This is a genomic window from Gordonia sp. NPDC003422, assembly GCF_053588675.1.
Map to the genome: position 1 here is coordinate 204595 of NZ_JBSFQL010000002.1, position 26270 is coordinate 230864.

22 protein-coding genes and 1 riboswitch are annotated in these 26270 nt (G+C 66.2%); of the genes, 8 read left to right on the forward strand and 14 right to left on the reverse strand.

The features are described from left to right. Complete coding sequence (locus ACWDTF_RS02660) at positions 1 to 1980, reverse strand: cutinase family protein (RefSeq protein ID WP_449753911.1); 1980 nt, start codon at positions 1978 to 1980, stop codon at positions 1 to 3. Positions 1981 to 2231: 251 nt separating this feature from the next. Further along, positions 2232 to 2353: riboswitch (SAM riboswitch) on the forward strand. Between the two features lie 60 nt (positions 2354 to 2413). On the opposite strand from ACWDTF_RS02660, the gene ACWDTF_RS02665 reads away from it, so the two are divergent. Further along, positions 2414 to 3739: a bifunctional o-acetylhomoserine/o-acetylserine sulfhydrylase gene (locus ACWDTF_RS02665; RefSeq protein ID WP_449753912.1), complete on the forward strand. Its 1326-nt coding sequence runs from the start codon at positions 2414 to 2416 to the stop codon at positions 3737 to 3739. Between the two features lie 23 nt (positions 3740 to 3762). Continuing rightward, positions 3763 to 4911 (forward strand): homoserine O-acetyltransferase MetX, encoded by a 1149-nt coding sequence (gene metX / locus ACWDTF_RS02670; RefSeq protein ID WP_355274543.1) that lies wholly within the window; start codon positions 3763 to 3765, stop codon positions 4909 to 4911. 228 nt (positions 4912 to 5139) lie between these two features. On the opposite strand, the gene ACWDTF_RS02675 is transcribed toward metX, so the two are convergent. The 3 genes from ACWDTF_RS02675 to ACWDTF_RS02685 form a co-directional block, all read right to left on the reverse strand. Next, the gene (locus ACWDTF_RS02675; RefSeq protein ID WP_355274546.1) at positions 5140 to 6573 is read right to left on the reverse strand and encodes an Hsp70 family protein; all 1434 of its coding nucleotides are present in this window, start codon (positions 6571 to 6573) and stop codon (positions 5140 to 5142) included. A 206-nt stretch (positions 6574 to 6779) separates the two neighbouring features. After that, positions 6780 to 7103 carry a DUF3017 domain-containing protein gene (locus tag ACWDTF_RS02680; RefSeq protein WP_240856687.1) on the reverse strand — a complete coding sequence of 108 codons (324 nt, stop codon included), beginning with the start codon at positions 7101 to 7103 and terminating at the stop codon, positions 6780 to 6782. Next, complete coding sequence (locus tag ACWDTF_RS02685; RefSeq protein ID WP_449753913.1) at positions 7100 to 7972, reverse strand: bifunctional methylenetetrahydrofolate dehydrogenase/methenyltetrahydrofolate cyclohydrolase; 873 nt, start codon at positions 7970 to 7972, stop codon at positions 7100 to 7102. Before ACWDTF_RS02685 ends, ACWDTF_RS02680 begins: the two co-directional genes overlap by 4 nt. A gap of 32 nt (positions 7973 to 8004) precedes the next feature. Here ACWDTF_RS02685 and ACWDTF_RS02690 point away from each other — a divergent pair, with 32 nt between their 5' ends. Both ACWDTF_RS02690 and ACWDTF_RS02695 read left to right on the forward strand, forming a co-directional pair. After that, complete coding sequence (locus ACWDTF_RS02690; protein ID WP_374246540.1) at positions 8005 to 8955, forward strand: serine/threonine dehydratase; 951 nt, start codon at positions 8005 to 8007, stop codon at positions 8953 to 8955. 571 nt (positions 8956 to 9526) lie between these two features. Continuing rightward, entirely contained in the window at positions 9527 to 9991 is a 465-nt protein-coding gene (locus ACWDTF_RS02695) for a tRNA (cytidine(34)-2'-O)-methyltransferase (RefSeq protein ID WP_355274568.1), read from the forward strand. Between the two features lie 51 nt (positions 9992 to 10042). On the opposite strand, the gene ACWDTF_RS02700 is transcribed toward ACWDTF_RS02695, so the two are convergent. The 4 genes from ACWDTF_RS02700 to ACWDTF_RS02715 are packed head-to-tail and all read right to left on the reverse strand — an operon-like array spanning position 10043 to position 15195. Continuing rightward, positions 10043 to 10270, reverse strand: coding sequence for a DUF167 domain-containing protein (locus tag ACWDTF_RS02700; protein ID WP_240856684.1), 228 nt, complete (start codon positions 10268 to 10270; stop codon positions 10043 to 10045). A 10-nt stretch (positions 10271 to 10280) separates the two neighbouring features. Next, entirely contained in the window at positions 10281 to 13550 is a 3270-nt protein-coding gene (locus tag ACWDTF_RS02705; RefSeq protein WP_433258763.1) for an error-prone DNA polymerase, read from the reverse strand. 42 nt (positions 13551 to 13592) lie between these two features. After that, the gene (locus ACWDTF_RS02710) at positions 13593 to 13841 is read right to left on the reverse strand and encodes a hypothetical protein (protein WP_433258761.1); all 249 of its coding nucleotides are present in this window, start codon (positions 13839 to 13841) and stop codon (positions 13593 to 13595) included. A gap of 10 nt (positions 13842 to 13851) precedes the next feature. After that, positions 13852 to 15195 (reverse strand): GDSL-type esterase/lipase family protein, encoded by a 1344-nt coding sequence (locus ACWDTF_RS02715; protein WP_449753914.1) that lies wholly within the window; start codon positions 15193 to 15195, stop codon positions 13852 to 13854. A gap of 60 nt (positions 15196 to 15255) precedes the next feature. Here ACWDTF_RS02715 and ACWDTF_RS02720 point away from each other — a divergent pair, with 60 nt between their 5' ends. After that, entirely contained in the window at positions 15256 to 15906 is a 651-nt protein-coding gene (locus ACWDTF_RS02720; RefSeq protein WP_240856680.1) for a TetR/AcrR family transcriptional regulator, read from the forward strand. Between the two features lie 163 nt (positions 15907 to 16069). On the opposite strand, the gene ACWDTF_RS02725 is transcribed toward ACWDTF_RS02720, so the two are convergent. Further along, positions 16070 to 16357, reverse strand: coding sequence for an acyl carrier protein (locus ACWDTF_RS02725; RefSeq protein ID WP_240856679.1), 288 nt, complete (start codon positions 16355 to 16357; stop codon positions 16070 to 16072). 74 nt (positions 16358 to 16431) lie between these two features. Here ACWDTF_RS02725 and ACWDTF_RS02730 point away from each other — a divergent pair, with 74 nt between their 5' ends. After that, the gene (locus ACWDTF_RS02730; RefSeq protein ID WP_308221016.1) at positions 16432 to 17079 is read left to right on the forward strand and encodes a TetR family transcriptional regulator; all 648 of its coding nucleotides are present in this window, start codon (positions 16432 to 16434) and stop codon (positions 17077 to 17079) included. Positions 17080 to 17259: 180 nt separating this feature from the next. Continuing rightward, positions 17260 to 19182, forward strand: a complete 1923-nt coding sequence (locus ACWDTF_RS02735; RefSeq protein WP_449753915.1) for an SDR family oxidoreductase — start codon at positions 17260 to 17262, stop codon at positions 19180 to 19182. A 16-nt stretch (positions 19183 to 19198) separates the two neighbouring features. On the opposite strand, the gene ACWDTF_RS02740 is transcribed toward ACWDTF_RS02735, so the two are convergent. The 3 genes from ACWDTF_RS02740 to ACWDTF_RS02750 all read right to left on the reverse strand — a co-directional run bounded on the left by ACWDTF_RS02740 (position 19199) and on the right by ACWDTF_RS02750 (position 22919). Beyond that, entirely contained in the window at positions 19199 to 20767 is a 1569-nt protein-coding gene (locus ACWDTF_RS02740) for a DNA polymerase Y family protein (RefSeq protein WP_240856676.1), read from the reverse strand. After that, complete coding sequence (locus ACWDTF_RS02745) at positions 20767 to 21489, reverse strand: hypothetical protein (RefSeq protein ID WP_355278375.1); 723 nt, start codon at positions 21487 to 21489, stop codon at positions 20767 to 20769. The genes ACWDTF_RS02740 and ACWDTF_RS02745 overlap by 1 nt, the downstream gene beginning before the upstream one ends. A gap of 398 nt (positions 21490 to 21887) precedes the next feature. Continuing rightward, positions 21888 to 22919: an Rv2578c family radical SAM protein gene (locus ACWDTF_RS02750; RefSeq protein ID WP_449753916.1), complete on the reverse strand. Its 1032-nt coding sequence runs from the start codon at positions 22917 to 22919 to the stop codon at positions 21888 to 21890. A 90-nt stretch (positions 22920 to 23009) separates the two neighbouring features. Here ACWDTF_RS02750 and ACWDTF_RS02755 point away from each other — a divergent pair, with 90 nt between their 5' ends. Continuing rightward, entirely contained in the window at positions 23010 to 24269 is a 1260-nt protein-coding gene (locus tag ACWDTF_RS02755; protein WP_449753917.1) for a serine/threonine-protein kinase, read from the forward strand. Positions 24270 to 24286: 17 nt separating this feature from the next. Here ACWDTF_RS02755 and ACWDTF_RS02760 read toward each other — a convergent pair whose 3' ends face one another. Both ACWDTF_RS02760 and ACWDTF_RS02765 read right to left on the reverse strand, forming a co-directional pair. Next, positions 24287 to 24979, reverse strand: a complete 693-nt coding sequence (locus ACWDTF_RS02760; protein ID WP_276614650.1) for a response regulator — start codon at positions 24977 to 24979, stop codon at positions 24287 to 24289. Continuing rightward, entirely contained in the window at positions 24976 to 26253 is a 1278-nt protein-coding gene (locus tag ACWDTF_RS02765; protein ID WP_374246533.1) for a PspC domain-containing protein, read from the reverse strand. Before ACWDTF_RS02765 ends, ACWDTF_RS02760 begins: the two co-directional genes overlap by 4 nt. Between the last annotated feature and the right edge of the window lie 17 nt (positions 26254 to 26270).

Here is a 26270-nt window from a genome sequence, read left to right on the forward strand (position 1 = left end):
TCAGCTGTCGTCTGAGTCGTCGCCGCCAGAAGGCGCGTTGCCGTTGCCGGACGGTGTGTTGCCGTCGTTCTTCTTCTCGCCGTCCTTCTTCTCGCCGTCCTTCTTGTCGCCGGCATCGTTGTCGGTGACGTTCTGATCGGGGTCGGCACCCGCCTCGCCGTCCGGCTCGCCGCCCTCGCCAGCGGGAGGTGTCTGCCCGCCCTGGTTACCGGCGTTCTCATTGCCGGGTCCTGGCGTGCCAGGGTTCTGGTTCTCGGGGTCCGGGGCGCCTGGGTCGCCCTCACCGTTGCCTTCGGGGCCGGGAGTGTTATTGACCACCGGCTGGTTTGATTGCGGAACAACAGGATCGTTCTTCTTTGCGCCCTCGTCGTCGCCATTCGGCGGGTTGCCAGTGTCATCGCCGGCAGGGGGAACGACAGACTCGTCAGGCGTTGTTTGGCGAAGCGCAGTCACCTGCTGCCCCTCGTCGGCAGCTTCATCGTCCGCTGGCTCTCCGGGTGTGTCAGCCAGGCTGTACAAGGCGTTGACCGCGTTAGTCACCTGCAGTGTGTTCGCAGTGTGATTTGGCGGCTCGATATACGGCGTCGGCGCGACGATGTCGAGCCCCGACCAGTAGCGGACGACGTTCACGGGATATAGCGCGATGCTCACCACGCTCTTCGCGAACTCTTCGACGCCACGCTTGATCAGCGCAGGCTGCAGACCCACGATGCCGTCGATGATGTCGGTGACGACGAACAGGCTGGGCAAGTACGCACCGTAGCCAAGCTTCGGCAGTGGCGGCAGTAGGCCGCCCACGAGTCGAGTGAGATCACCGAAGTGCGCGAGTTCCAGACCGAACGGGATGTCGAGGGTCGGACGGCCCTTCAGGAAATCGGGGACGGTGAGCGCGCTCAGCCCGATAGCGTCTGCGCCCTGCTGGATCAGTTCGACCAACGCAGAGGTGGCGGAGACTCGGCAGATGTGGTCTTCGCAGACAACTGTGCGCCCTGACGTCCAGACACCGTTTTCCCCAAGGTCCGGGTCTCGGAACATCTGGTACGGGTACAGCCCATGCTTGGTGAAGTAGCCAAGCAGGCCGTCGATCGCGCCGATGGGGTCATACAGCGGATCGGGCAGGTCGCAGATCGGATCACCGTCGACGCAGACCGACGTGACTCGCCCGTCGAGCGTCCCGAAGCCCGAATCCTCATCGTCGGTGCCGCGCGAGCCTTGCATCGTGAGACCGGGGATGACGCCGATCAACGACAGCTCGATACCCCGACCCTCTTTGTTGCCCGCTTGCCGGGGATCGGAATACAACTCACCCGAAATCTGATCCGCTTCGATGTCGACATACACGGGCTCAGCTACTCGCTCGCCGGCCTCATTGATGTAATTGCCATCTTTGTCGACGAGGACGCCCTGAACCTTCTTATTGTTCGCGTCGGCTTGGCCAATCTGAGACAACACGTCTCCCGCGACACGAGCACCTTGCGAGTAGCCCGTCACGACCACAGGTTTGCCCGAACCACACGAACTCTGATAGCTCGCGACCGCAGACCTGGTCGCCGCTTCACCCTGACTCACACTGTCGTCGTAGCCAGCGGCGCCAAGCGGCCACAGCGTCGTCGGGTAGTCCGCATAAATTATCTCGTAGTCTTTGGGATTGCCTTCGTCGTCGACGCCTTTGTATCGCGTGTCGTCATCCGCAGTGTCCGGCTTACCGTCAGGGCCGACGCCGGTGTATCGCTGCGTGACCCCGACGAGCCCCTTCGCATCGGGATCATTCGTCCCGCCAACAACAACCACTGCGCCAGCCTTGCTGCAGTCGTAGCCATTCTTGGTCGTTTCCTCTGCATACGCGACACCGCCCGGCAAGCAGTACGCAATCACCACCGCAAGCGCGGATACGAGCGCGACCAGCACGACGGCCGATCGGTGCGACACAGAGAAGTTGGATGAAGGGGATCCGGCTGCGGCGACGGGCCGATCATACATTTGTTCCAGTCTTTCGTCCAACCCGGGACGCAGAGCGGGGGGGGTTTCTGTCGAGACCCGGGGCTGAGATGATGTTAGATCCACGATCGCGAAACGCGAAGTATAAGTAGCAAAGCTAACGATCTCGAACTGGGCTTTTGGGATACGGATTCATGCAGTTCACCCGGTCGGACTACAGCCCTCCGAGGTTCGACCCACCCCGAGTAGGAGGGTTCTCTCGGACAGATCCGCGTGTTATATCCTTGACGCCAGGTCATGAGCATCAGCGCCAAGCCCCGGCTCGCTGATCGGCAACCCTCCAACCGCGGTGGGGTGCTCCGGGTGATGACCGGGTTGTGGGACCGCGAAAGCGACTCCCCGGCAAGCGCGGGTCCGAAGGTCGGACCCCAACAGGGTCAATTCCCTGCCGACCGTAGAAAGAGATCACTCCCCCATGTCTGACGTAGCCAACGACGGCCAGAATCCAGCGGACAACTGGAGCTTCGAGACCAAGCAGATCCACGCCGGCCAGGGTCCCGACCCGGCGACCAACGCACGCGCACTGCCGATCTACCAGACCACGTCTTACACGTTCAACGACACCACCCACGCCGCCAACCTCTTCGGCCTCGCCGAACCCGGCAACATCTACACGCGCATCATGAATCCGACGCAGGATGCCGTCGAGCAGCGGATTGCCGCTCTCGAGGGTGGCGTCGCAGCTCTGCTGCTGGCGTCGGGTCAGGCCGCCGAGACCTACGCGATCCTCAACATCGTGGAGACCGGCGGACACGTGGTGTCGAGCCCGCGTCTGTACGGCGGGACCTACAACCTCTTCCACTACACCCTGCCCAAGCTGGGCATCGAGGTGAGCTTCGTCGACGATCCCGAGGATCTCGACTCGTGGCAGGCCGCCATCCGCGACAACACCCGCGCACTGTTCGGTGAAACCATCTCCAACCCGAACAACGAAATCCTCGACGTCGAAGGTATTTCCGAGGTCGCCCACCGCAACGGACTGCCCCTCATCGTCGACAACACCGTTGCCACGCCGTACCTGCTGAACCCGCTCGCCCACGGCGCCGACATCGTGGTGCACTCGGCCACCAAGTACATCGGCGGCCACGGCACCGCGATCGGTGGCGTGATCGTCGACGGCGGCACCTTCGACTGGCGCGTGCAGCGCGACGGTCAGGACCTGTTCCCCGGCTTCACCACCCCCGACCCCAGCTACCACGGCGCCGTGTTCGCCGACCTGGGCGCGCCCGCCTACGCACTCAAGGCACGCGTGCAGTGGTTGCGTGACACCGGTGCGGCCATCTCGCCGTTCAACGCCTTCCTGCTCGCACAGGGCCTGGAGACGCTGAGCCTGCGCATCGAGCGGCACGTGGCCAACGCCCAGCGGGTCGCACAGTTCCTCAACGAGCACGCACAGGTCGAGTCGGTCGCCTACGCCGGCCTGACCAGCTCACCGTGGTACGAGCGCGGCCAGAAGCTGCTCCCCAAGGGACAGGGCGCGATCATCGGCTTCGAGATCGCCGGCGGCGTCGACGCGGGCAAGAAGTTCGTCGACGCGCTGACCCTGCACAGCCACGTCGCCAACATCGGCGACGTGCGTTCGCTGGTCATCCATCCGGCGTCGACGACGCACAGCCAGCTCGTCCCCGACGAGCAGCTGGCCGCCGGCGTCACCCCGGGCCTCGTGCGGCTCGCGGTCGGCATCGAAGGGATCGACGACATCCTGGCCGACCTCGAAACCGGATTCGCGGCAGCGAAGTAACGACAGACAGGAGTGTGGCAGCGGTGTCGGTGAGCATCGACCGGCGGACGGAACAAGCCGATCAGCCCGACTGGGAGAACGCCCCAGACGGGCAGCTGATCAGCGTCCCGGTCGGGTCGATACCGCTCGACAGCGGCGAGCAGATCGACAACGTCACCCTGGCGTTCCAACGCTGGGGGACGTTGTCGCCGTCGCGCGACAACGTGATCCTCACTCTGCATGCGCTGACCGGGGATTCGCACGTCACCGGCCCCGCCGACGCACATCACGCCTCCCCCGGATGGTGGGACGGACTGATCGGCCCCGGCTGCGCCATCGACACCGACGAGTGGTGCGTGATCTCCGCCAACGTCCTCGGCGGCTGCCGTGGATCCACGGGTCCCGCGTCACTCGACGCCGACGGGGTTCCGTGGGGTTCGCGCTTCCCCCAGATCAGCGTGCTCGACCAGGTCAGGGCCGAGGTCGCACTCATGGACCGACTCGGAATCCGCAGCGTCGGAGCGGTTCTCGGCGGTTCGATGGGAGGTGCGCGGGCTCTCGAGTGGGCAATCGAATACCCCGACAGAGTGCGCAGCGCACTGGTGCTCGCCGTCGGTGCACGAGCCACCGCCGACCAGATCGGCACGCAGACAACACAAATCGCCGCCATCAAGGCCGACCCGAACTGGCAGGGCGGTGACTACCACGCCACCGGTGCACAGCCGTTGACCGGCATGGGTATCGCGCGGCGCATCGCACATCTCACCTACCGCAGCGAGGTGGAACTCGACGAGCGGTTCGCGAATGCACCTCAGGGCGACGAAAACCCATTGGAGGGTGGACGTTACGCGATGCAGAGCTATCTCGAGCACCAAGCCGAGAAGCTCAAGGAACGATTCGATCCGGGCAGCTACGTCGTCCTCAGCGAAGTACTCAACCACCACGACGTCGGACGCGGACGCGGTGGCGTCACGGCAGCGCTCAACTCGTGTCAGGTGCCGACCATTGTCGGCGGCATCGACTCAGATCGCCTGTACCCGTTGCGGTTACAGGTCGAACTCGCCGAGGAACTCGGCAACTGCGTCGGCGGGCTGCAGGTCCTCCGCTCCGACAAGGGGCACGACGGCTTCCTCACCGAGTTCGACGCTATCAGCGACCTGCTCAAGCAGACGGTGAACCTCGCGCGCACCTGAGCCGACCGCCTGAGAGGTGAGGGGCCCTTCCGCTCCCTGAGGTGCTCGAGGCGCTAGCCGAGAGCCTCGAAGGGCAAGTGAGACAGAGTGCTTCGACGACCAAGGAGCGACGGTCACCAGGCCTTCGAGGTCCTCGCTAGCGCTCGTCGCACCTCAGGCAGCGATAGAAAGCGCCAGCAGCGGCGGCGGGCGGCCTCGACGCTCGTACATAGCCGGCGGAAGGGAAGCTCAGCGCGCGGGAGTGGTACTCGGTGTGGTCGGCCCGGTAGGAGGCGTCGCCGATCGACTCGGCGCCTGACGCAGCGGCGACACCGGCGGAGGGGGCGGCGTCTTGGTCGTCTGGGGCAGAATCCCCGGCGGGAGCAGGCCCGGCGGTATGGTCGGCGGGGTACTCTTCGGCGGAAATGGCAACGAGGGCAACGGGAACGGCGACAACGTGCGCGTGGTGGTCGACTGTGTGGTGGTCTGCGTCAGCTCGGTGGTAGCCCAGCCCGGCGGGTCGGTCACCCCGGGTTGGGTGTAGGTCGGCGGGGGCACCGGCACGAACGTCGTCGGCAGGGTGGTGGTCGTGGTCAGTGTGCGCTCGGTGGTCGCCGGCATCGAGGTCCCCACGGGTCGGCTGACGACCGAGGACGTCGCGGGTAGCGGCGTCGGCTCGGGCACATTGTTTCCGGTGAGCGACGAACTCACCGCGTAGATCGTCATCATGGCAGCTGCGAGAATCGCGCCTGCCACGGCAAGTGGTGTGGTGGACAGCCATTCGCGATCTCGGCGACCGCCGATGAACGCCAGCCGAGCGACGCCGACCCGGTTGTATTGCGCGAGGAGCGCGGCGCCCGTCGCCGAGGCCAGCTCTGGCGACGCCGGCCGGATGACCTCGAGGCCGGAGTCGTCGGCCATCCCCTCGATGACCGGCAGGTTCGCCAGACCACCGACGAGGACGACCGCCTCGGGCGCGCCCCCGTTCAAGGCTGCGTCGGAGATGTATTTGCCCAACACCTTTCGCGCCTTGTCGACCATGGGCGTGGCAGTACGTTCCACCGTCGACGCCGACAACGACAGTCGCCCTGAGCCGTCGGCAAGTGTCACCGACGACGCCCCGGGTTCGGCTGAGCCGTAAACGATTTCCTCTTTGGCCGTGCGGCACGCGCTCAACAGCGCACTCCGGCCGACCCGACCGCGCGGCACCTCGGTCCCCGCAGCGCCATCAGACACCGCGTCGGCGAGCGCCCGGTCGAGTTTCCGACCGCTCATCACCTCGGAGCGCGACAGGCCCGACACGCGGCCGTTGTGAGGGTCGACGGTGTACATGGACATCCCGGTGTCCCCGGCGTCGACCACCACCACCGAGCCGAAACGGTCGATCTGCCCGGTTTCGGACAGATAGGCCACCGTCGACTCCTCTTCGGGAACCAAGCGGACCTGTCGACGCTTTCCGCTGCCACGTGAGCGCAGGCGGCGTCGTTGGCTACCTGTCCGGGCGGTCACACCGATCGGGCCCACCCGCAGTTCCGCGTCGCGCGCCGCGGCGAGCATCAGATCGACGCCGGCGTTCACGCGGCCGGCGGTGTCGAGGCCGTCGCTCTCGTCGACGTCGATGACTCGTGACTCGACCTCGCTGCGACCCACGTCGTCGTGCGTGAGCAGGACGACGTGAATCATGCCACTACCCGCAGAGACGCCCATCGACGTCGATGCGCCGATCAAGTTCGGGTCTCGGCTCGTTGGCGAAGTGATACTGCTCCCCTGGTGGTCGGTTGCGCTCACCGCGGATCCTGTCGGTCGTCGAACTCGGCGACAGCACGCGGATAATGCCTGGTCGCGCGACCGGAACACACCCCAAGGTCACGCTCAGGTATCTATTGTAATCAATTCGTGCCCAACGAGTCGATCGACGTGGCCAGCCAGAGCATGAGACCGCCCACACTTGCCATGGCCACGACGTCGAAAGGTTTACCGCGAACCTGCAGCAATCCGGCCCGCGACGACGGGATGAGAGCCCGCAGTACGGCACCGACCAGCAATGCTGCGCCGAAGACAAAAGACCCTCGCCGCCAGCGGTCGAACAGGACGAGCAATGCCGCAGCAACCACGCCTGCCATGACGAGCAGGTACGGAATCTGGATGAGATACGAACGAATCCGCCGCGCATGCCGTAGCTGCTCGACGCGGGGGTCCGTCCGGGCGCTCATCGCCGGCCTGTCCCCTGCCCGGCGAGGATCGCCTCGGCCCGTTCCACGACGTTGACGAGGAGGAATGCGCGGGTCAGCGGTCCCACGCCACCGGGATTCGGGGAGACGAATCCGGCGACCTCCCAGACGTCGGGGTGGACGTCACCCACCAGGCCGGCGTCGGTGCGGCTGACGCCCACGTCGATCACTGCGGCACCCGGTTTGACCATGTCGGCGGTGATGAGGTGGCCGACACCTGCCGCGGCGATCACGATGTCGGCCCGCGACACCTCGGCGGCCAGGTCGCGGGTTGCCGTATGGCAGAGCGTCACCGTCGCATTCTCACTGCGCCGGGTCAGTAGCAGACCGATCGGCCGACCGATGGTCACTCCGCGGCCGACGACCGTCACGCGTGCGCCGGCGATCGGGATGTCGTAGCGGCGCAGCAGGTGGATCACGCCACGCGGAGTGCACGGCAGCGTCGACTCCTTACCGAGAACCAGGCGGCCCAGATTGATGGGGTGCAGGCCGTCGGCGTCCTTCTCGGGATCGATGCGCTCGAGGGCGGCGTTCTCATCGAGATGACGCGGCAGTGGCAGCTGCACGATGTATCCGGTGCACGTGGGATCGGCGTTGAGCTCGTCGATCGCCGCGTTGAGCTCGTCGGTGGTGGCATCCTCCGGCAGGTCCTTGCGGATCGATTCGACGCCGATCCGCGCGCAGTCGGCGTGCTTGCCCTTCACGTACGACTGTGACCCGGGATCATTGCCGACCAGGACCGTCCCCAGCCCGGGGAACACGCCTGCGGCCCGCAGCTTGTCGACCCGTTCGGACAGATCGGCAAAGATCTCGTCGCGGGTGGTCTTGCCATCGAGTCGTATCGCAGTCACGCCGGACATTCTTCCACCCCGAGCGCAGCACTATGGTCGGACGGGTGGCAGTCAACCTCGGAGCAGTGATGGCGGCTCGGTTGCGGATCGAGGGCCGGCTGCGTCGGACACCGATTCTCCGAGCGCCGATGGAGACCGTCAACGGCTCGGTCGAGGTGGCGTTCAAGCTCGAGTATCTGCAGCTCGGCGGATCCTTCAAGGCTCGCGGGAGTCTCAACGCCGTTCTCGCTGCCCGCGAATCGGGCTTGCTGTCGTCGGCCGGTGTGGTGGTCGCCTCGGGTGGCAACGCCGCGATCGGGGCGGCCTGGGCGGCGCGGCTGGTCGGCGCGTCGTGCACGGTCGTCGTGCCCGTCACCGCTCCGCAGGTCAAGGTCGACACGCTGCGTGCTCTCGGCGCGGACGTGCACCTCGTCGGCGATCGGTATGCGCAGGCCGCCGAGGCCGCGCACGCGATGGCAGACGATCGCGGCGCACTCAGACTCCATGCCTACGACCTTCCCGACATCGTCGCCGGTGCCGGCACCATCGAACTCGAGATCGCCGACGACCTCGACGGTCCGGTCACCACCGTCGCCTGCGTCGGCGGCGGCGGGCTGCTCGCGGGTCTGACAGCAGCCCTACGGCCCGGCGACCGGGTGATCGGGGTCGAGCCGGTCGGGGCGTCGTGCCTGCATCAGGCACTCGCTGCGGGAGTGCCGGTACCGACGGAACTCGACAGCGTCGCCGCCGATTCCCTCGGCGCCACCGAGGTGGGCGACATCTGCTGGGATCTGGTGTCCGGCAACCGGCAGGTGTCCAGCGTCATCGTCACCGACGACGACATCATCGCCGCACGTGCGCAACTGTGGCGCGACCACCGCATCCTCGTCGAACACGGCACGGCCTCGTCGGTCGCCGCGATCATGACCGGACAGGTTCGGCCACAAGCGGATTCGACGCTGTGTGTCGTGCTGTGCGGGGCGAACACCACGCTTGGCCCCTAACGCTCAGCGACCTCCCAGAATGCGTCGATGGCCTTGGCAGCTTCAGAGCGCAAAGTCGTTGGTGTCAGCGAGTTCCCGACAACGAGGACTCCCCAACGAGAAAGGCCAGTCAATGCCGACTCCCCAGCCGAAGAACAACAACCGTCAGCCCCAGCCGCCGGCACGGCGTCGTCGCCGGGTGCGCCGCTACGATTCGCGCAACCGTCGGTGGATCTGGACCTGGCAGTGACGCTCTTCTGACACCCGCATCTCTCTCCTTCGTGTGGCCCCGTCGAACCTTCGGCGGGGCCGCGCGGCATGACAGCCACTACCGGTGCGGGCTCCTACCGCTCCCTGAGGTGCGAGCTTGCGAGCCTCGAGGGGTCGTGGTGAGACAGGTTAATTGGGCGGCCAGATAGCGACGGTCACCAGGCCTTCGAGGCTCCTCGCTAGCGCTCGTCGCACCTCAGGCAGCGGAAGTTTTGGGCCCAGATTTATCCAGGCTCAGCCAGCGGGAGGAGGGCTCCGCGCATCTCGGCCGGCGGAGAGACGTAGATTCACCGGTACACGCTCGACACAAAGGATGGCCCGCTTGTTCCGCATCATGTTCTATCAGCCGTGCATCCCGCCGAACACGGGCAATGCCATCCGGTTGGCCGCCAACACCGGGTGCGAGCTGCATCTGATCGAGCCGCTCGGATTCACGATGACCGACGCCCAGGTCAAGCGGGCCGGGCTCGACTATCACGAGATGGCCACGGTGACAGTGCATCCCAATCTGATCACGGCGTGGACCACACTGAAGCCGGAACGCGTGTTCGCCTTCACCGCACATGCCGAACGCTTCCACACCGATGTCGACTACGCACCCGGCGACGTCCTGCTGTTCGGCCCCGAACCCACCGGCCTACCCGACGAGGTCCTCGCCGACCCGGAGATCACCGATCGCGTGCGGATCCCCATGCTGGCCGGACGCCGCTCCCACAACCTCGCCAACGCGGCGAGCATCGCGATATACGAGGCCTGGCGTCAGCACGGCTTTCGCGGAGCGATCTGAACTCCGGGCAACCCCAGAGTGAATTCTGTTGATCGAGAGCGTGATTGACACTCAGCCAACACGGAAGCGCTTGGTGCGGGCGGTTGCGCCGCCCACCAGTGCGACCTTGGTCTTGGGTACGCCGAGGTGCTTGGCGAGCAACTCCGCCACAGCCTTGTTCGCCCGGCCCTCCAGGGCCGGTTCGCGGACGTAGATGGTGACCGATCCGTCGGGCCCGGTCTCCACCAGCGGCCCCTTGCGGCTGTTCGGCTTCACCGTCACCACCACCTGCTGCGGCATAACTCCCCTTTCAGTGCCAATCCCTGGACCTCGTCCCCACACGAAGATCCATGCGCTGCAGTCGATCTGCAACCACAGTTACTGCACCCTCCGCATTTTGCACCTTGCCGCGGACGAGTAACGCCGACGCGGACTGCGCCAGCTCACGATATCTGGCCCACAGGCCCACCGAACAGACCACGTTGACCATCCCGGTCTCGTCCTCGAGATTGATGAACGTGACACCCGAAGCGGTTGCCGGTCGCTGCCGATGTGTCACTGCACCACCGACCACGACGCGAGAACCGTCCGGTACAGACAATAGCCTCTCGGCGGCGATCACTCCCATCGCCGCGAGTCGCGGGCGTAGGAACTGGGTCGGATACGACGTCGGTGTGATCCCGGTCGCCCATGCATCGGTCGCAGCCAGTTCGATATCGGACAAACCGGGCAGTGTGGGCGTCGCCGCAGCCGAGGCCAGCGGCAGCTGATCGTCGCGCACCGTTGCGGCGGCGCCCGCCTCCCACAACGCCTGACGTCTGCTGACCCCGAAGACGTCGAAAGCACCTGCACCGGCCAGCCCTTCGAGCTCCCGCGTCGTCAGCTCTGCCCGCCGCGACACATCGGTGATGTCGCGGTAGGGACCAGCCGTCCGCCCGGCGACTATGCGTTCGGCCACCTCGGTGCCCACACCACGCACACCGTCGAGTCCCAGACGCACCTCGAGCCCCTGATTCTCCAGCGTCGCGTAGGGCAGCGAGAGGTTGATGTCCGGACGGTGCACCGTCACGCCGTGCCGTCGCGCGTCGGCGACCAGTGTTTGCGGCGAGTAGAACCCCATCGGCTGCGCCCGCAGCAACGCCGCGCAGAACGCCGCCGGATGGTGCAACTTGAACCACGACGAATAGAAGACGAGCGATGCGAAACTCTGCGAATGACTCTCCGGGAAGCCGAAATTGGCGAAGGCGGCCATCTTCTCATAGACGCGGTCGGCGACGTCGCCGGTGATGCCGTGTAATTCTCGCATACCGTCGTAGAACCGTCTGCGGAGCTGTTCCATCCGCTCCGGCGAGCGTTTGGAACCCATCGCCCGACGCAACTGGTCGGCCCCCGCGGCGTCGAACCCCGCGACGTCGACCGCCAACTGCATGAGCTGCTCCTGAAAGAGCGGTACCCCGAGAGTGCGCTCGAGCGCCTTGTTCATCGACGGATGCTCGACGGTGGGTTTCTCAAGTCCGTTGCGCCGCCGGATGTATGGGTGCACCGAGCCGCCCTGGATGGGGCCGGGGCGGATGAGTGCCACCTCCACCACCAGGTCGTAGAAGGTGCGTGGACGCAGCCGCGGGAGCGTGGCCATCTGGGCACGTGACTCCACCTGAAACACCCCGACAGAGTCTGCGCGACAAAGCATTTCGTACACGGCGGGTTCGGTCAGGTCCAGCTTGGCAAGATCGACCTCGATGCCCTTGTGTTCGGCGAGCAGATCGATCGCATAGTGCAGAGCCGACAGCATGCCCAGTCCGAGCAGATCGAATTTCACCAGCCCGATCGCGGCGCAATCATCCTTGTCCCATTGCAGGACGCTGCGATTCTCCATCCGAGCCCACTCGGTGGGACACACGTCGGCGATCGGACGGTCGCAGATCACCATGCCACCGGAATGGATGCCCAGATGCCTTGGCATACCGAGGATCTCACCGGCCAGTTCCGTCACATCGTCGGGGGCATCCTGTGGCGTCCGGCTCCACGCATCCTGCTGGCCGGTGCCATATCCGAGCGCGCGCGCCATGTCCCGGATCGCCGATTTACCCCGATAGGTGATGACATTGGCCACCTGGGCGCTGAAATCACGGCCGTAGCGCCGGTACACATACTGGATGGCCTCTTCACGACGGTCGGACTCGATGTCGACGTCGATGTCGGGAGGCCCGTCGCGCTCCGGTGAGAGGAACCGTTCGAACAGCAACTTGTTGGCCACCGGATCGACGTTGGTGATGCCCAGTGCGTAACAGACGGCAGAGTTCGCGGCACTCCCCCGACCCTGACACAGGATGTCGTTGTCCTTGCAGAAGTCGACGATGTCGGCGACGACGAGGAAGTAGCCGGGAAAGGTGAGCGTCTCGATGATGGCCAGTTCGTGTTCGATCTGCCGATACGCCTGTGGATGCTCGGTCGGGGTGCCGTATCTGCGACGAGCCCGGGTCATCGTCATCTCTCGCAGCCAGCTGATCTCGGTGTGTCCGTCCGGGACGTCGAACGGCGGTAGCTCCGGCGCGATCAATCCCAGTTCGAAGGCGCAGTCGGCGGCCAGCCCGACCGCATTGTCGATGGCGTCACGGTGGGCCGGGAGCAGACGGGCCATCTCGTCGCCACTGCGCAGATGCGCACCCGCGACACCCGGCATCCAGCCGGCGATGGTCTCGATGTCGGTGCGCGCACGCGCTGCCGCCATGGCCATCGCCAGCTTCCGGCGCCGCGGACCAGCGAAGTGCGCGCCGGTGGTGGCCACCGTCGTCACCCCGACCCGCCGCGCGAGGCCGGCGAGCACCGCGTTGCGATCGTCGTCGTCGGGCAGCCCGGCCGCGGTCAGTTCCACGGCCACGTCATCGCGTCCGAAGCGTTGCACCAGATCGCTTAGCGCAGCCTCGGCCGCCGACGCACCGCCCCGGTCGAGAGCACGGCGCACCGCGCCCTTGCGACAGCCGCTGAGGATCAGCCAGTGACCACCGGCCGCAGCGGGCAGTGCGTCGCGGTTGTACCGAAGCAACCCCTTCTCCCCCGCGACCATGTGCGCGGCCGCGATCGTCCTCGACAATCGGCGGTATCCCTCGCTGTCGCGGGCGAGCACCAGCAGATGCTCGCCGGGCGGGTCGTTGTGCCCGGTCCGGGCGACGTCGGGTTCCAGCGACAATTCGGAGCCGAACACCGTCGGCATCCCGAATTCCCTTGCTGCCTCGGCAAAGCGGACGAGTCCGTAGAAGCCGTCGTGGTCGGTGATGGACAGGGCACGCAGATCCAGCCGCTGCGCCTCGGTGACCATCTCCTCCGGCATCGACGCGCCATCGAGAAAGCTGTAGGCACTGTGCGCATGCAACTCGGCATACGGCACCGACGATGCGATGCGGGCCACCGGGTCGGGCTGGTATTTCCCACGTTTGCGCGACCACGCCGGACTGTCGTTACCGTCGCCGGAGTTGTCACCGGGGCCGAACGCCTCCCCCGGACGCCCATGTCCGCGAGCGCGCCCCGACAGTACCCGTTCCATCTCCGACCAGGTCGGAGGACCTTGATCCCAGCCCACCCAACCAGTGTATCGAACATAGTTTCGATAGACGATGGGGTCCTAGTCGTGCTCCCGACCGATTCTCGCCACGCACAACAGTCCCAGTTGCCGCCAGGTGGCCACACTGCACGCCGGCGGCGGCTCCGATTCGCGCACCACACGCAACACGCGACGGAAGAACTCGCATTCGGAGATGCCGAACTCCACCAGGATGTCGCCGGCGCTACCGCCGCCGTACGGCAGCCAATGCAACGCGAATCGCAGCATGTCGTCGATCAGCGGCGGACGAGACACCTTGGGAGTGACCATGACACTTCCTTCAGCAGTGCGGCGACGACGCGGTGGCGAGCATCGGCAGATCGACCGCGTGGGCCATCGCCCGATAGCCCGCCAGGCTCGGGTGCAGGTTGTCGGGACTCGCGAACTCACGCCGCAGCACCGAAGGATTCGCCGGATCTCGCGTCGCCGCGTCGAAGTCGACCACACCGTCGGCCGATCGCTGCCCACGGATCCAGGCATTGATCGGCTGCCGATGGTGTTCACTCTGCGGATTGAGCAGCACCCCGTCGACCAGCGCGTTCGAGGCGGGTTTGATGGTGCCCAGCCAGATCTTCACGCCGGCACGATGCGCCTGGCCGATCGCGTCGCGGTAGCCGGCGATCATGCCATCGGCATTCGCGAACGGTGGCAAGCCCAGATCGTTGATGCCTTCGAGTAGCAGCACGCCGGCGACGCCGCTCTGTTCGAGAGCGTCACGCCGGAATCTCGACAACCCGCGCGGCCCCAGCAGCAGCGGTTCGCCACTCGTGAGGAGACGATTGCTGCCGATGCCCGCGTTGACCACCGAGATCGGGATGCTCGCCCCGATCAGCCGACGCTGGAGGCCATCCGGGTAGCGCCCCTGCCGGTCCGCCGCGTTGGGATCGGCGGGCACCGACAGCGGGGTGGCACCCACGAATCCGTCGGTAATCGAATCCCCAAAGGCCACAATAGATCTCGTTGACGCCGGAGCTCGCACATCGAGCGCGTTGACATAGAACCACGACTTGGTGGTCGACGTGTAGCCGGCCGCACTCGTTCGGCCGGTCGCATCACCTGCACCGGCACCGGTGTAGAACGACGTCGCGTTGGCGTTCCAATGCTTGGTCGGCGGGCCCATCGTGCCCGGTACGTGAATACTCACGGCCAGCGGCACAAACGCGCGCACCCTGAATACCACGGGGTCACTGACCACATCTGCACCCGCGGGAACGGTCACCGAGTTCTTGCCGCCGAAGTGGACGGCCACCGGCGTGCTCACGCGCGCACCGCGGAGTTGGGTCGCGACGGTCGTCCGACCGAACGTGATCGGCGACGACCCGAAACGGTTGGTCAATCGCACCCGCAGCACCTCGCCGCCGAGGTGTGGAGTCACGATCATGCGGAACGTCTGATTGCTCACCACCATCGGCACCGGTCCGGCCGACGCGTCGACCGGCGTCACCGAGTCGGTCGGGCTCATCGCCCAGGACGCAACGAAGTGTGTACCGGCACACGTGGGCACCGCCGACGCGATGGTCGACACCCGCGCCGGGCCCAGCCCCGAGGCGACCACCACGACACCGGCCGCAACAGCGACGACCCCTGCGCGCCACCGCGTCCGAACCGAAGAACTTCTACGCACCGAAACCACCTTTCGTGGTCTTGACTGTGGGACGAACGAAATGAGGCATCATCGAACCCTGTGTCGGATGAGCAGACCGAGGCCGGCGGCCAGGGCGAAACACGAGCGCGCCTGCTGTGCGCGGCGGAGCGGCTGTACGCCGAGCACGGCATCTCCGCGGTGTCGAATCGCCAGATCAGCAAAGAGGCCGGGCTCGGCAACAACTATGCGGTCGGCATCCACTTCGGCAGCCACGTGGAGCTGATCCGGGAAATCCTCACTGTGCACAATCGGCGACTCGACGAATATCGCAGCGCCGCACTCACTTCGCTCGGCTACATCAGCGATCTGCGCGACTGGCTGCGATGCATGGTCGCCCCCCACGTCGAGTACCTGTACGCGCTCGGCGTGCCCTGCCATTTCGCGCGCTTCTGCGTGCAGGTGACGACCGACCCGACTGTCTCCGAACTCGTCCTGCACGCGGGTGTCGTCGACTCGAAGCCTCTCGCCGAGACGGTGGCCGGCCTGTACCGCGTGTTGCCGATGATGCCCACCGACGTGCTCGACGCACGGAGCGCGTTCACCCGGCACCTGCTGCTGCACTCGCTCGCCGACGTCGAACGCACGCTCAACGACACCGCTGGTTCCCCACTGGAGGTTCGTGAGCAGGTGGATATCTTCGTCGACGCGCTCGTCGGCATCTGGTTGGCACCCATCACCAGCGAAACCTGAACGCAGTGCCGTTCTCGGTGTCACGACGCGCAATTCACCCATCAACCCCACCCGTGAGACGTGATGAAGGCCGATCACCCCCCACGTGGTGATCGGCGCCACTTGATAGTGATACGTCCCAATCCATAAGTCAAGTGACTTAGGATTGCAAGGGAGACACACCTTAGAGGCGATGCCGAATCAGCGAGTCGAATCGCACGACGAGGGCCTGCTCAGACGCCCTGATGTGCTCGACGATCCCATTGACGGTCTGCAGTAGGTTCCGATCGCGATACCTCAGCCGGATCCCGAGATCCTCTTCCAGCTGAACGATCAGGTCCAGCATCCCGATCGAATCCAGACCGTAATCGGCGAGCGCCGTGGCGGGATCGAAGGCACTCGGCGGGATGGAGAGCACCTGCGAGACGCTGTGCCGTACCAGCATCTCCAGGTCATCCAGGCTGCGTTTCACGGCGTACCTTCCTGCGAGGTCGGGCGCATGTCACACGAGGCGGCGGCCAAACATGAGGCATCATGTGATTTGTGGTGGCAACGCGGAGCGAGCAGACAGCGGCCACCCGTGCGCTCCTGCGGACGACTGCCGAGCGTCTCTACGCACTGCACGGCATCGACGCGGTATCCAGCAGGCAGATCAGCAAGGCTGCGGGCCAGCGGAACAACTACGCCGTCGGCCACCATTTCGGCGACCGAACTGGCCTGATCAGCGCGATTCTGCGGAATCACAACTCGAAGATCGAAGAGTGCCGGCTCCGCGAACTCGACCGACTGCCCGCGCGACCCTCCATTCGCGATTGGATTCGGTGCCTGGTCCGCCCGGAGATGGAGTACCTCGGCAATCTCGGCGAACCGTCGCATTACGCTCGCTTCTGCGCGCACGTCGACGCCAACCCGGCCACCACGCCACTGCTGTACGCCTCCGTCGACGAGTCGACCGCCCTGACCGACGCGCTGCAGGGGTTCTTCGCTGCGCTGCCCACCCTGTCGGACACCATTCTCAGCGCACGCATCACGATGAGCCAGCACATGACGGTCTACACGCTTGCCGAATTCGAGCGCTCCCTCGACGACCCCGACATCACGTCCGGCCGACGAGCCGGTGCCTGGTCGCACCATTGCGAAACCCTCGTCGACGCAACCGTGGGCCTGTGGCTGGCGCCGACCACGCATCACTGACCCCCTTATCGATGAACGACGTACTGTGGGTTCGCGACCACTCCCCGACCGTGAGTCACATGACTTGAGCATAACTCGACTGATGGCAGAGTCGATGATTTCGGCACATTGCCATCGGCCAATGTAAGTGTCACCCTGAGTGACAGACAGATCCAGCTTCGACAGAGATGGACACCCCACATGCCGAACTACTTCATCACCGGTGGCAGCGGATTCATCGGCCGCCGCGTCATCGAGCGCATACTGACCGTCGACAGCACCGCCACCATCCACGCACTGGTTCGTGAGGCATCGCAGTCGCGATTCACCGAGATGCTCGCCGACCTGCCCGGCTCCGACCGCGTCACACTCGTGGTCGGCGATCTCACCGCCCCCGGCCTCGGAATCGATGCGACGAGCATCACCGACATCGACCACGTCGTGCATCTGGGCGCTATCTACGACATGGCAGCCGACGCCGACTCCCAGCATGCCGCCAACGTGGAGGGCACGTCGCGTGTCGCGGACTTCGCTGTCGCACATGACGCTTTGTGCCATCACATTTCGTCGATCGCCGTCGCCGGAGATCACCGCGGGGTCTACACCGAGGACGACTTCGACACCGGCCAAGGATTCCCGTCGCCCTATCACCGCACCAAGTTCGAGGCCGAACGCGTCATCCGGGAACGAGAAGGTCTGCGCTGGCGCGTGTTTCGCCCGTCGGTGGTGGTCGGGGACTCCCGGACCGGCGAGATGGACAAGATCGACGGGCCGTACTACTTCTTCGGCCAACTCGCGCTGCTCGGCCGACTGCCGTCGGCGCTGCGACTCCCGATGCCGGACCTGGGCATGATCAACATGGTGCCGGTCGACTACGTCGTGAACGCGATCGTGGCGCTCCTCGACGTCGAACCGGATCGGAGTGGACTCGTCTTCCATCTCAGCGATCCGCAGCGTCGCACCATCACCGACATGTACAACGCGATCGCGCCAGGATTGAACGCGCCCAAGGGATTCAACGTCATCCCGAATCGCTTCGTCGAACCCGCGATCGCGCTGTCGGGCGTCGGTCCGCTGCGAGTGGGACGTGACCTGGTGGCCGCCCAGCAGAGCATTCCGCCCGCGATTCTCGACACGATGTCGTTGCCCGTCGACTTTAGATCCGAGCACACCGCGTCGGTCCTGCACGAGCACGGCATCTGCCAGCCCGACCTCGACGACTACGGCCCGCGATTGTGGCGCTACTGGGCCAAGAACCTCGACCCGCGCCGCAACCGCCGCACCGACCCGCGCGGACCACTTGTGGGCAAGAACGTGCTCATCACCGGCGGCTCCACCGGCATCGGCAAGTCCACCGCACGGATGTGCGTCGCACGTGGGGCCAATGTGTTCATCGTCGCCCGCGGCGCCGACGAACTCGATTCCGCGGTCGCCGAACTCAACGCCACCGCGAGCAAGAAGGGTATTCCACCGGGCCGGGTGGTGGCCTACCAATGCGACATCACCGACTCCGAGGCAGTCAACGCGCTCGTCAAAACGATTCTCGCCGAACATGATCACGTCGACGTGCTGGTGAACAACGCGGGCCGTTCGATTCGCCGGGCAACGCTGAACTCGGTGGACCGGCTGCACGACTACCAACGCGTGATGGCCGTGAACTACTTCGGTGCGGTGAACCTGATCCTGGAATTGCTGCCGCACATGGTCGCGCGGCAGTCCGGGCACATCGTCAATGTGACGTCGATTGCCGTGCAGTCTCGCGGGCCCCGCTTCGGTGCGTACGCCGCGTCAAAGGCTGCGCTGGAGGCGTTCAGCGATGTCACCGGGACCGAAACCCTGTCCGATCACGTGAGCTTCACCAATGTGCGGCTGCCGCTGGTGCAAACCCGGATGATCGCGCCGACCGAAGCCTACGACAATCAGCCGGGCACCTGGAACGTCGACAAGGCCGCGAGCCGGGTACTCGACGGCATCCTCCGACGACCCCAACACATCAACTCGACGCTCGGCACCATCGCCGAGATCGGACGGCGCCTGACACCCGCACTGACGACGCGTGTTCTGCATCAGGAGTATCTGATGTTCGGCGAATCCGATGCCGCACTGGGCAAGTCGCGGAGTTGACCCACCTGATCGCGGGCTACTCGTAGACCCCCTCGACGACCCAGCCGCCGGAACGGTAGCAGAGCAACAGCGCCCGGGAATCGTCGAGCAGGACCTGAGCACGGGCGGTGATGCCGGCCTCGTCGGTTCCGCTCGGCCATGGGCCGGCCCACCAGCACAGTTCCCAGGCTGCGCCGCGGCCGGCCGGATGCCGGCCGATCCGAACGAGCCGCACCGTGGCCGGCTCCGCGGTGAATGCTCCCCGTCCGGTCACCGAAACCGGTTGTCCGACAGCATCCAGCACGAGAATCTCGGTCTCCGCCAGAACCGCGGGGGCGGGTTGCGGGAGCCGACCAGGCCACGGCGCGTTCGGATCCCGGCTCGGCACCCGCTCATCTCCCAGGGTCACCATGGTGATCCGTTCCGCCGGTCCCCTGCCCCCGCTGAGCACCGGAACCTTGACCGCATCACCACCGAGGATGCCCTGAATGCGCACCAGGGATCGGCGGGCCCGTTCGTCGGCCTCCGCGTCACCGCCACCGAGATCATATTGGAGGGCACCGGCATCCACGAGTTCCACCGGTTCCAGCCGCAGAGCGGCGATCGGCGAATCAGGCCGGTCGGCCGCGCTCCGACCACGACCACCGGTCAGCCAGCCTTCCAACTGCCATCGGATACGATCCGCGGTCGCATCCGGAGTCAACGGCTGCGCACATCGCCAGGTTCGCGAATGCCGCTGTCCACGTTCAGTTGTCGCCTCAATGGCCAGTCGAGTACAGGCCACCGACGCATCGAGCAGACGGCGATGCAACTTCTCGGCCAGGTGCCGACCGAGGAAGGCCGCGGCATCGACCCGGTCGACGGGCGGGTCACAGGCATGCTCGATGATCACGTCGAGCGATTCCCGGCGACCCGACGGCACCCGTCCCGGTTGCGCATTGGCCAGCCGGTGCGCAACCACCGCATCCGCGGAGAAGCGTGATGCGACGTCGGTGGCCGACAACGCGGCAAACGCACCGATGGTGGATATTCCCAAGCGCCGCAACAAATCCACCAGTTCGGTCCGGGTCGGATCGCTCAGGCTGGGCTCCACTGCCAGATCCGCGACGGGCAGCTTCGCGAGGTAGTGGCCGTCCCCGCCCGGCTCGACTTGCTGTCCGCGCCGAGCCGCGAGTACCGCGGTGAACAGTTCGTCGGCGATACCGACCTGGGATTCGACCCCGCAGGCCGACACCGCGTCGACCACCTCCTCGGCCATGGTCCCTTCACCGCCGAAGTAGCGAACAGCGCGATCACCGGGCACCACCAGGAGCCCCGGGCGCAGCACTTCCAGGGTGGGCACGATCTCGGCCACCACCGCAGCGACCGGTTCGAAGAACCGCCCGTCCCGGTTCTCGTCCGCGGCCACCAGCGTCATCTCCGGACATGCGGACTGCGCCTGTCGTTTCCGCATGCCACGACGCACGCCCATCGTCCGGGCCGATGCCGAACAGGCGACCACGCGGTTGGCCGACAACACCGCGATGGGGTGTTGCGGTGGCAGATCGACCTCGGCCGCAGCAGCCGTCGCCGGCCAGTCCGGACACCACAGCGCCAGCACCCGCATCAGTTCGCCACCGCCAGTTCGTGTTGTGTCGTGGTGGCCTGCACCATCTCCACCCCCTGTGGGCGTGCCACCAGATCAGCCAGCACCGTTTCCGGACGACGCGAACGTCCGGAAACCGTTATCCGCAAACGCATCCCACCGATTCTTCCGAAACCGCACCGGATATCGGCAGGGTCGGCGAGACCCGGGCTGTGCCGATAGGTGAGGACCTCCGTGTCGATGTGGGTCTGCGCACCCGGCCACCTACCACCCACCACGAGCAGAACCGACGACTGTTTACGCGCCCGGCCCATCACCACCCGACTGCGCGACGGCGCGACATCGAGACCACCGGCGCCCAGCACCACCAGGTCCATGCCGTCGAGCAGAACCGCCGCCACCTCGACGGGGTCGGCGCCGGGCAACGGCACCGTTGCGATTCTCGACAGATCCGCGCCCATCTCCGCCGCGGACAACAGACCCAGCCGGGGCAGCCCCACGATCCCCACCTGACCACCGGCGCGGGTCACCTCGGCGATCACCGCGATCAACACCGAGTTCATCCCATCCAGACAGGCGACCGTTCCGCGGGCAATTCCTTTGTGCGGCAGAACTTCCGACAACGGCGAGGGCATCGGCAACGCACCCTCCACCGGGTCGGCGACGTCCACCGCATGCTGATCCGGTTGGCCGGACATCGCCGCCATCCGTTTGCGGAGCTCCGCAATCGGCGTACCACTCATCACTGCGCCGCACCTTTGAGTTCAGTGACCGACATCGTCGAGTAGCCGAGCAACCGCGTACTGAAAGTAGGGGAAGAATCTTCGTCCCCTGGTTCTCGTGTCTTCCCCGAAAAAATTCCCGGGGAAGAAGCCAAGGCTAGGGGAAGAGTTTCTTCCCCTAGTTTCTGCAGGAGGGTGAGATGTCGACGCCGGGTCTTCGAGGCTCGTCGCTTGTGCTCCTCGCACCTCAGACAGCGGTTGAGACGGCAGCGATCCGACACCGACGACATATCCATTGCACCCTCCAGATCCAGCGTGGTACTCAAGCGAGCCGGGAAGGTGCGCGCCATCGATCACTCGAACGTGTTTTCGATAATTCGATCGTAGAACCGGCCACCGACAACCGTCAACCGCAGCCGTCAGAACAGCGTCAGAGCCTGCTGCAACTCGGGCCTCGCCACCGGAGTGGCATCGGCGTCGTCGGCCGCGTCGCCGCGCATGCCGCCGGAACCGGCCAGACTGTGCCGAACCACCAGCGGACGCATCCGCTCACGCAACCACGACGAATACTCCGGCGTGACGTAGGCACCACGGCCGTACAGTCCGCGGTATCGGCGGACCAGCGCCGGATGCTCGGCCGCCAGCCATTCGAGAAACCACGGCTTGGTCGCGCCGCGCAGATGCATGGGGAACGCCGTCACCCCGGACGCTCCCGCCGCACCGATCGCCCCCAGCAACTCGTCCAGATGCGACGACGAATCGGTCAGATACGGGATGACCGGGGCGACCATCACGTGCGGGGCGAATCCGGCGTCGGCAGCCTCGCGGATGAGGGCGAGCCGCGCCGCGGGCGACGGCGTTCCCGGCTCGATCTGCTTCTGCAGGTCGGCGTCGAAGAATGCCAGCGAAATGCCGATGCTCACCGACACCTGCCCGGCAGCTTGCCGCAGCAGTGGCAGATCGCGGCGCAGCAAGGTGCCCTTGGTGAGGATCGAGAACGGGGTGCGCGACTCCGCGAGCGCCGTGATCACCCCGGGCATCAAACGGTAGCGCCCCTCGGCCCGCTGGTAGGGGTCGGTGTTGGTGCCGAGCGCCACCACCTCCCGCGTCCACGACCGACGGCGCAACTCCCGCCGCAGCACCGCTGCGACGTTCAGTTTCACCACCACCTGGCTGTCGAAGTCTCGACCGGCATCCAGATCGAGATACTCATGGGTCGGTCGCGCGAAGCAGTAGCGACACGCGTGCGTACAACCCCGAAAAGTGTTCACGGTGAAGTGAAATGGCAGATGCGACGCCTCCGGAACACGATTGAGCGCGCTCTTGGCGAGCACCTCGTGGAAGGTGATGCCCTCGAATTCCGGTGTCTGCACCGAGCGGACAAGACCCGATCGGGCAAACCCGGGAAATGCGCCGTCGTCGGCGTCGACCGACTGATCCGACCATCGCATAGCGCGAGTCGAACATACGTGCGACGCCGCTGTCAAGCGCGGCACACCGGCCAGGGCATGCGCACCCGGCCCGGCCGCTATCATCGCCCTATGTCCACCGAGTCCACCAATCGTCGCATGCCAGGTCCGCAGTACCTGGTGGCCGGACGATATCGCCTGCTGTCGCGCATCGGCGGCGGCGGAATGGGCACGGTATGGCTGGCGCGCGACCAGCTCCTCGACCGCGAGGTCGCGGTCAAACAGGTCGTCTCCACCGAGGGGCTCACCGAGGAGTCGGCCGACAACATCCGTCAGCGCGCGATGCGCGAAGGCCGCATCGCCGCGAAGCTCTCCCACCGCAACGCCATCGCGATGCACGACGTCGCCCTCGACCGTGGTGAACCGTGGCTGGTGATGGAGTACCTCCCATCGCGCAGTGTCGCCCAGATCCTGCATGCCACAACCACTCTGGATGTACAGGAGGCCGCGCAGATCGGCGCCCAGGTGGCCGACGCGATGGCCGAGGCGCACGCCGCGGGGATCGTGCACCGCGACATCAAGCCCGGCAACATCCTCATCGCCACCGGCGCACGCAACGCCGGACTGGTCAAGATCACCGACTTCGGCATCTCCCGCGCCAAGGACGACGTGACCCTCACCCAGGCGGGCGTCATCACCGGCACGCCGGCCTACTTCGCCCCGGAGGTCGCACGCGGTACCGAACCCGGCGAGCCGTCGGACGTGTACTCGCTCGGAGCCACCGTGTACACGATGATCGAGGGGCAGCCGCCGTTCGGTATCGACGAGAACTCGCTGGTACTCCTGCACCGCGTGGCCCGGGCCAGAATCAATCCCATGACCAAAGCCGGTGCGCTGCAGCCGGTTCTGCTCAGACTGCTCGAACCGAGCCCCACCCGGCGACCGACGATGGAACAGGCACGCGACCTGCTCGCCGGAGTGGCCGCCGGCAACCACCGGACCACGCAGCAGGTGCTGACCGGAAAGCTCGCGAAACCAGGTGGCGGCGTTCCGATCTGGGCGCAGTCCCCGAACACCCTGCCGCCGAGCACCATGCCACCCCGCACACCCACCGGCTCACACGCACCGGTCCACAATGCCCCGGTCCGCAATGCTGCAGCCTACGCGCAGACGATGTCGACGCCTGCACCTTCCGGCGGCGTGTCACCGCACACTCCGCCACTGCCACCCAGCGGGGCCTATCCGCCGGCGCCACCACCGTCGTACCCGGGCGTGTATGCGCCTGTGCCACCTCGGAAGTCGTCGTCGAGCGGGCCACTCGCGGCCGCCATCTTCGGCTTCTTCGTGCTCCTCGCCATCGCGGCGGTACTCATCATCGCCATAGTGCGCTGAGCTCGCAGACGACCTGTTCAGCCGATGTGCCTCGTCGCCGCCCAGCGGGTCAGCGCGTTGCGGTTGGATTGCTGCGTCTTGCGTAACACGTTGGAGGCGTGGGTTTCCACCGTCTTGATCGAAATGAACAGCTCTTCGGCGATCTCCCGATACGTATAGCCACGCGCAAGGAGCCGCAGCACCTCGAGTTCGCGTCGGGTCAGCGAATCCAACTCCGGATCCAGCGGCGGTTCAGGCGCACTCGACTTACCGGTGAACGAATCCAGCACGAAGCCGGCGAGACGCGGACTGAAGACCGCGTCGCCGTCGGCCACCCGGCGTACCGCGTCGGCCAGTTCCGCACCGCTGATCGTCTTGGTCACGTAGCCGCGGGCGCCCGCACGGATTGTCGCGATCACATCCTCGGCTGCGTCGGACACGCTGAGTGCCAAGAAGACCGGGGCGTCGGAACCCATCGCGTCGACGACGGAGCGCAGCACGGCGACACCGCCGCCGGACGGCATGTGCACATCGAGGAGCACCACATCCGGTGTCGTCGCGGCGATCCCGGCGACGGCCTCGGCGACCGTGCCCGCTTCCCCGACCACCCGCAGACCCGACTCACCCGCCAGTTCGGCACGCACCCCGGACCGGAACACGGCGTGGTCGTCGACCAGGTAGACACCGCACACTCGATCTTGGGATTCCACTTGTCCAGCCACGTCGCTCATCGTGTGTGCCCGTCCTCCTGATCCGGTTGTCCACCCGTATCTTTCTCGTGTTCGACGCCCGCGTCGAGGCGTGGCACCACCAGCCGCACGTTGGTACCCCGGCCGGGCGTCGAATCGATGCGCACAGTTCCCTCGGCGCGTTCGATGCGAGCGCGGATCGACCGCGCGATGCCCTGCCGGTCGTCGGCGACCGCGTCGGGGTCGAAACCAGCGCCACGGTCGCGGATGAAGACCTCCACCTCGGGTTCGGTGATCTCGCAGTACACGTCGACCGTCCGCTCCCCAGAGTGCTTGGCCGCGTTGACCAGTGCCTCCCGCGTCGCCCCGACCAACGCTGCCCACCGCTTGGCGTCGGCGGTCTCCTCCGGACGCAGATCGCCGACCGTCACCACCTCGACCTCGATCCCGTAGGCGTCCTCAACTTCCGCGCCGACTCCGCGCAGTGCGGCGGCCAGCGAATCGTTGCGATGGGCCGGATCACCGAAAAGCCATGCACGCAGCTCTCTTTCCTGGCTGCGCGCCAGACGGGCGACCGCCTCCGGCTTGCCGGCCTGCTTCTGGATGAGCGCCAACGTCTGCAGCACGGAGTCGTGCAGGTGCGAGGCGATCTCCTCACGCTCGGCGTTGCGAATGCGGGCGGCGCGCTCCTCGTTGAGCGCGCGCCACATCCGCATCCACAGAGGGACCGTCAACAGCACCACACCGATCAGGGTGGCCACCACGGCGAGGATCGTTGTGTTGAGCCCACCGAAGCTACGGTTGCCCGCCAGGACCACCACCACAAGACCACCGATGACCAGGACCACACCGCCGATCAGCCGGGTCCAGGTGAGTATCGGTGTGCGTGGCGCGGTTCGGGAGGTGTCGAATTCGCGCCATACCAGGCTGGCGCCGATCGCGATGAACACGAACGGAACCAAGTAGGCGGCCGGGGTGCCCGACGCGGCGAACCCCACCACCGCCATGGCCACCAGGCCGATCAACGCCAGGCCAAGCGACTGTCGGCGCACCCCCGGCGGCGGTGGCGTCGTGTCGTCGCCGGGCGGGCAGAAGAACCAGAGCAGTCCATAGGCGACCACACCTGCGCCCGCGAGTGCCGCCAGCACCACGAACACGATGCGGACGCGGAAGGCGTCCACGCCGAGATGGTCGGCGATGCCACCGGCAACACCGGCGATCACCCGCCCACCGTCGCGTCGCACCAGTCTCGGCGCAGCGTCGACCTCCACGTCACTCACCCTTCCGATACTGGCACGCGGGCACCGGTTCGACATCAGGGTCGATCCCGGAT

Bases quoted from the DNA above. Each gene is read 5' to 3' on its own strand.
- ACWDTF_RS02675 (WP_355274546.1), bottom strand. From the start codon at position 6,573: ATGATTCACGTCGTCCTGCTCACGCACGACGACGTGGGTCGCAGCGAG.
- ACWDTF_RS02710 (WP_433258761.1), bottom strand. From the start codon at position 13,841: ATGGTCACTCCCAAGGTGTCTCGTCCGCCGCTGATCGACGACATGCTG.
- ACWDTF_RS02755 (WP_449753917.1), top strand. From the start codon at position 23,010: ATGTCCACCGAGTCCACCAATCGTCGCATGCCAGGTCCGCAGTACCTG.
- ACWDTF_RS02735 (WP_449753915.1), top strand. From the start codon at position 17,260: ATGCCGAACTACTTCATCACCGGTGGCAGCGGATTCATCGGCCGCCGC.
- ACWDTF_RS02680 (WP_240856687.1), bottom strand. From the start codon at position 7,103: ATGAGCGCCCGGACGGACCCCCGCGTCGAGCAGCTACGGCATGCGCGG.
- ACWDTF_RS02740 (WP_240856676.1), bottom strand. From the start codon at position 20,767: ATGCGGGTGCTGGCGCTGTGGTGTCCGGACTGGCCGGCGACGGCTGCT.
- ACWDTF_RS02745 (WP_355278375.1), bottom strand. From the start codon at position 21,489: ATGAGTGGTACGCCGATTGCGGAGCTCCGCAAACGGATGGCGGCGATG.
- ACWDTF_RS02765 (WP_374246533.1), bottom strand. From the start codon at position 26,253: ATGTCGAACCGGTGCCCGCGTGCCAGTATCGGAAGGGTGAGTGACGTG.
- ACWDTF_RS02760 (WP_276614650.1), bottom strand. From the start codon at position 24,979: ATGAGCGACGTGGCTGGACAAGTGGAATCCCAAGATCGAGTGTGCGGT.
- ACWDTF_RS02665 (WP_449753912.1), top strand. From the start codon at position 2,414: ATGTCTGACGTAGCCAACGACGGCCAGAATCCAGCGGACAACTGGAGC.
- ACWDTF_RS02750 (WP_449753916.1), bottom strand. From the start codon at position 22,919: ATGCGATGGTCGGATCAGTCGGTCGACGCCGACGACGGCGCATTTCCC.
- ACWDTF_RS02660 (WP_449753911.1), bottom strand. From the start codon at position 1,980: ATGTATGATCGGCCCGTCGCCGCAGCCGGATCCCCTTCATCCAACTTC.
- ACWDTF_RS02700 (WP_240856684.1), bottom strand. From the start codon at position 10,270: ATGCCGCAGCAGGTGGTGGTGACGGTGAAGCCGAACAGCCGCAAGGGG.
- ACWDTF_RS02690 (WP_374246540.1), top strand. From the start codon at position 8,005: ATGGTCGGACGGGTGGCAGTCAACCTCGGAGCAGTGATGGCGGCTCGG.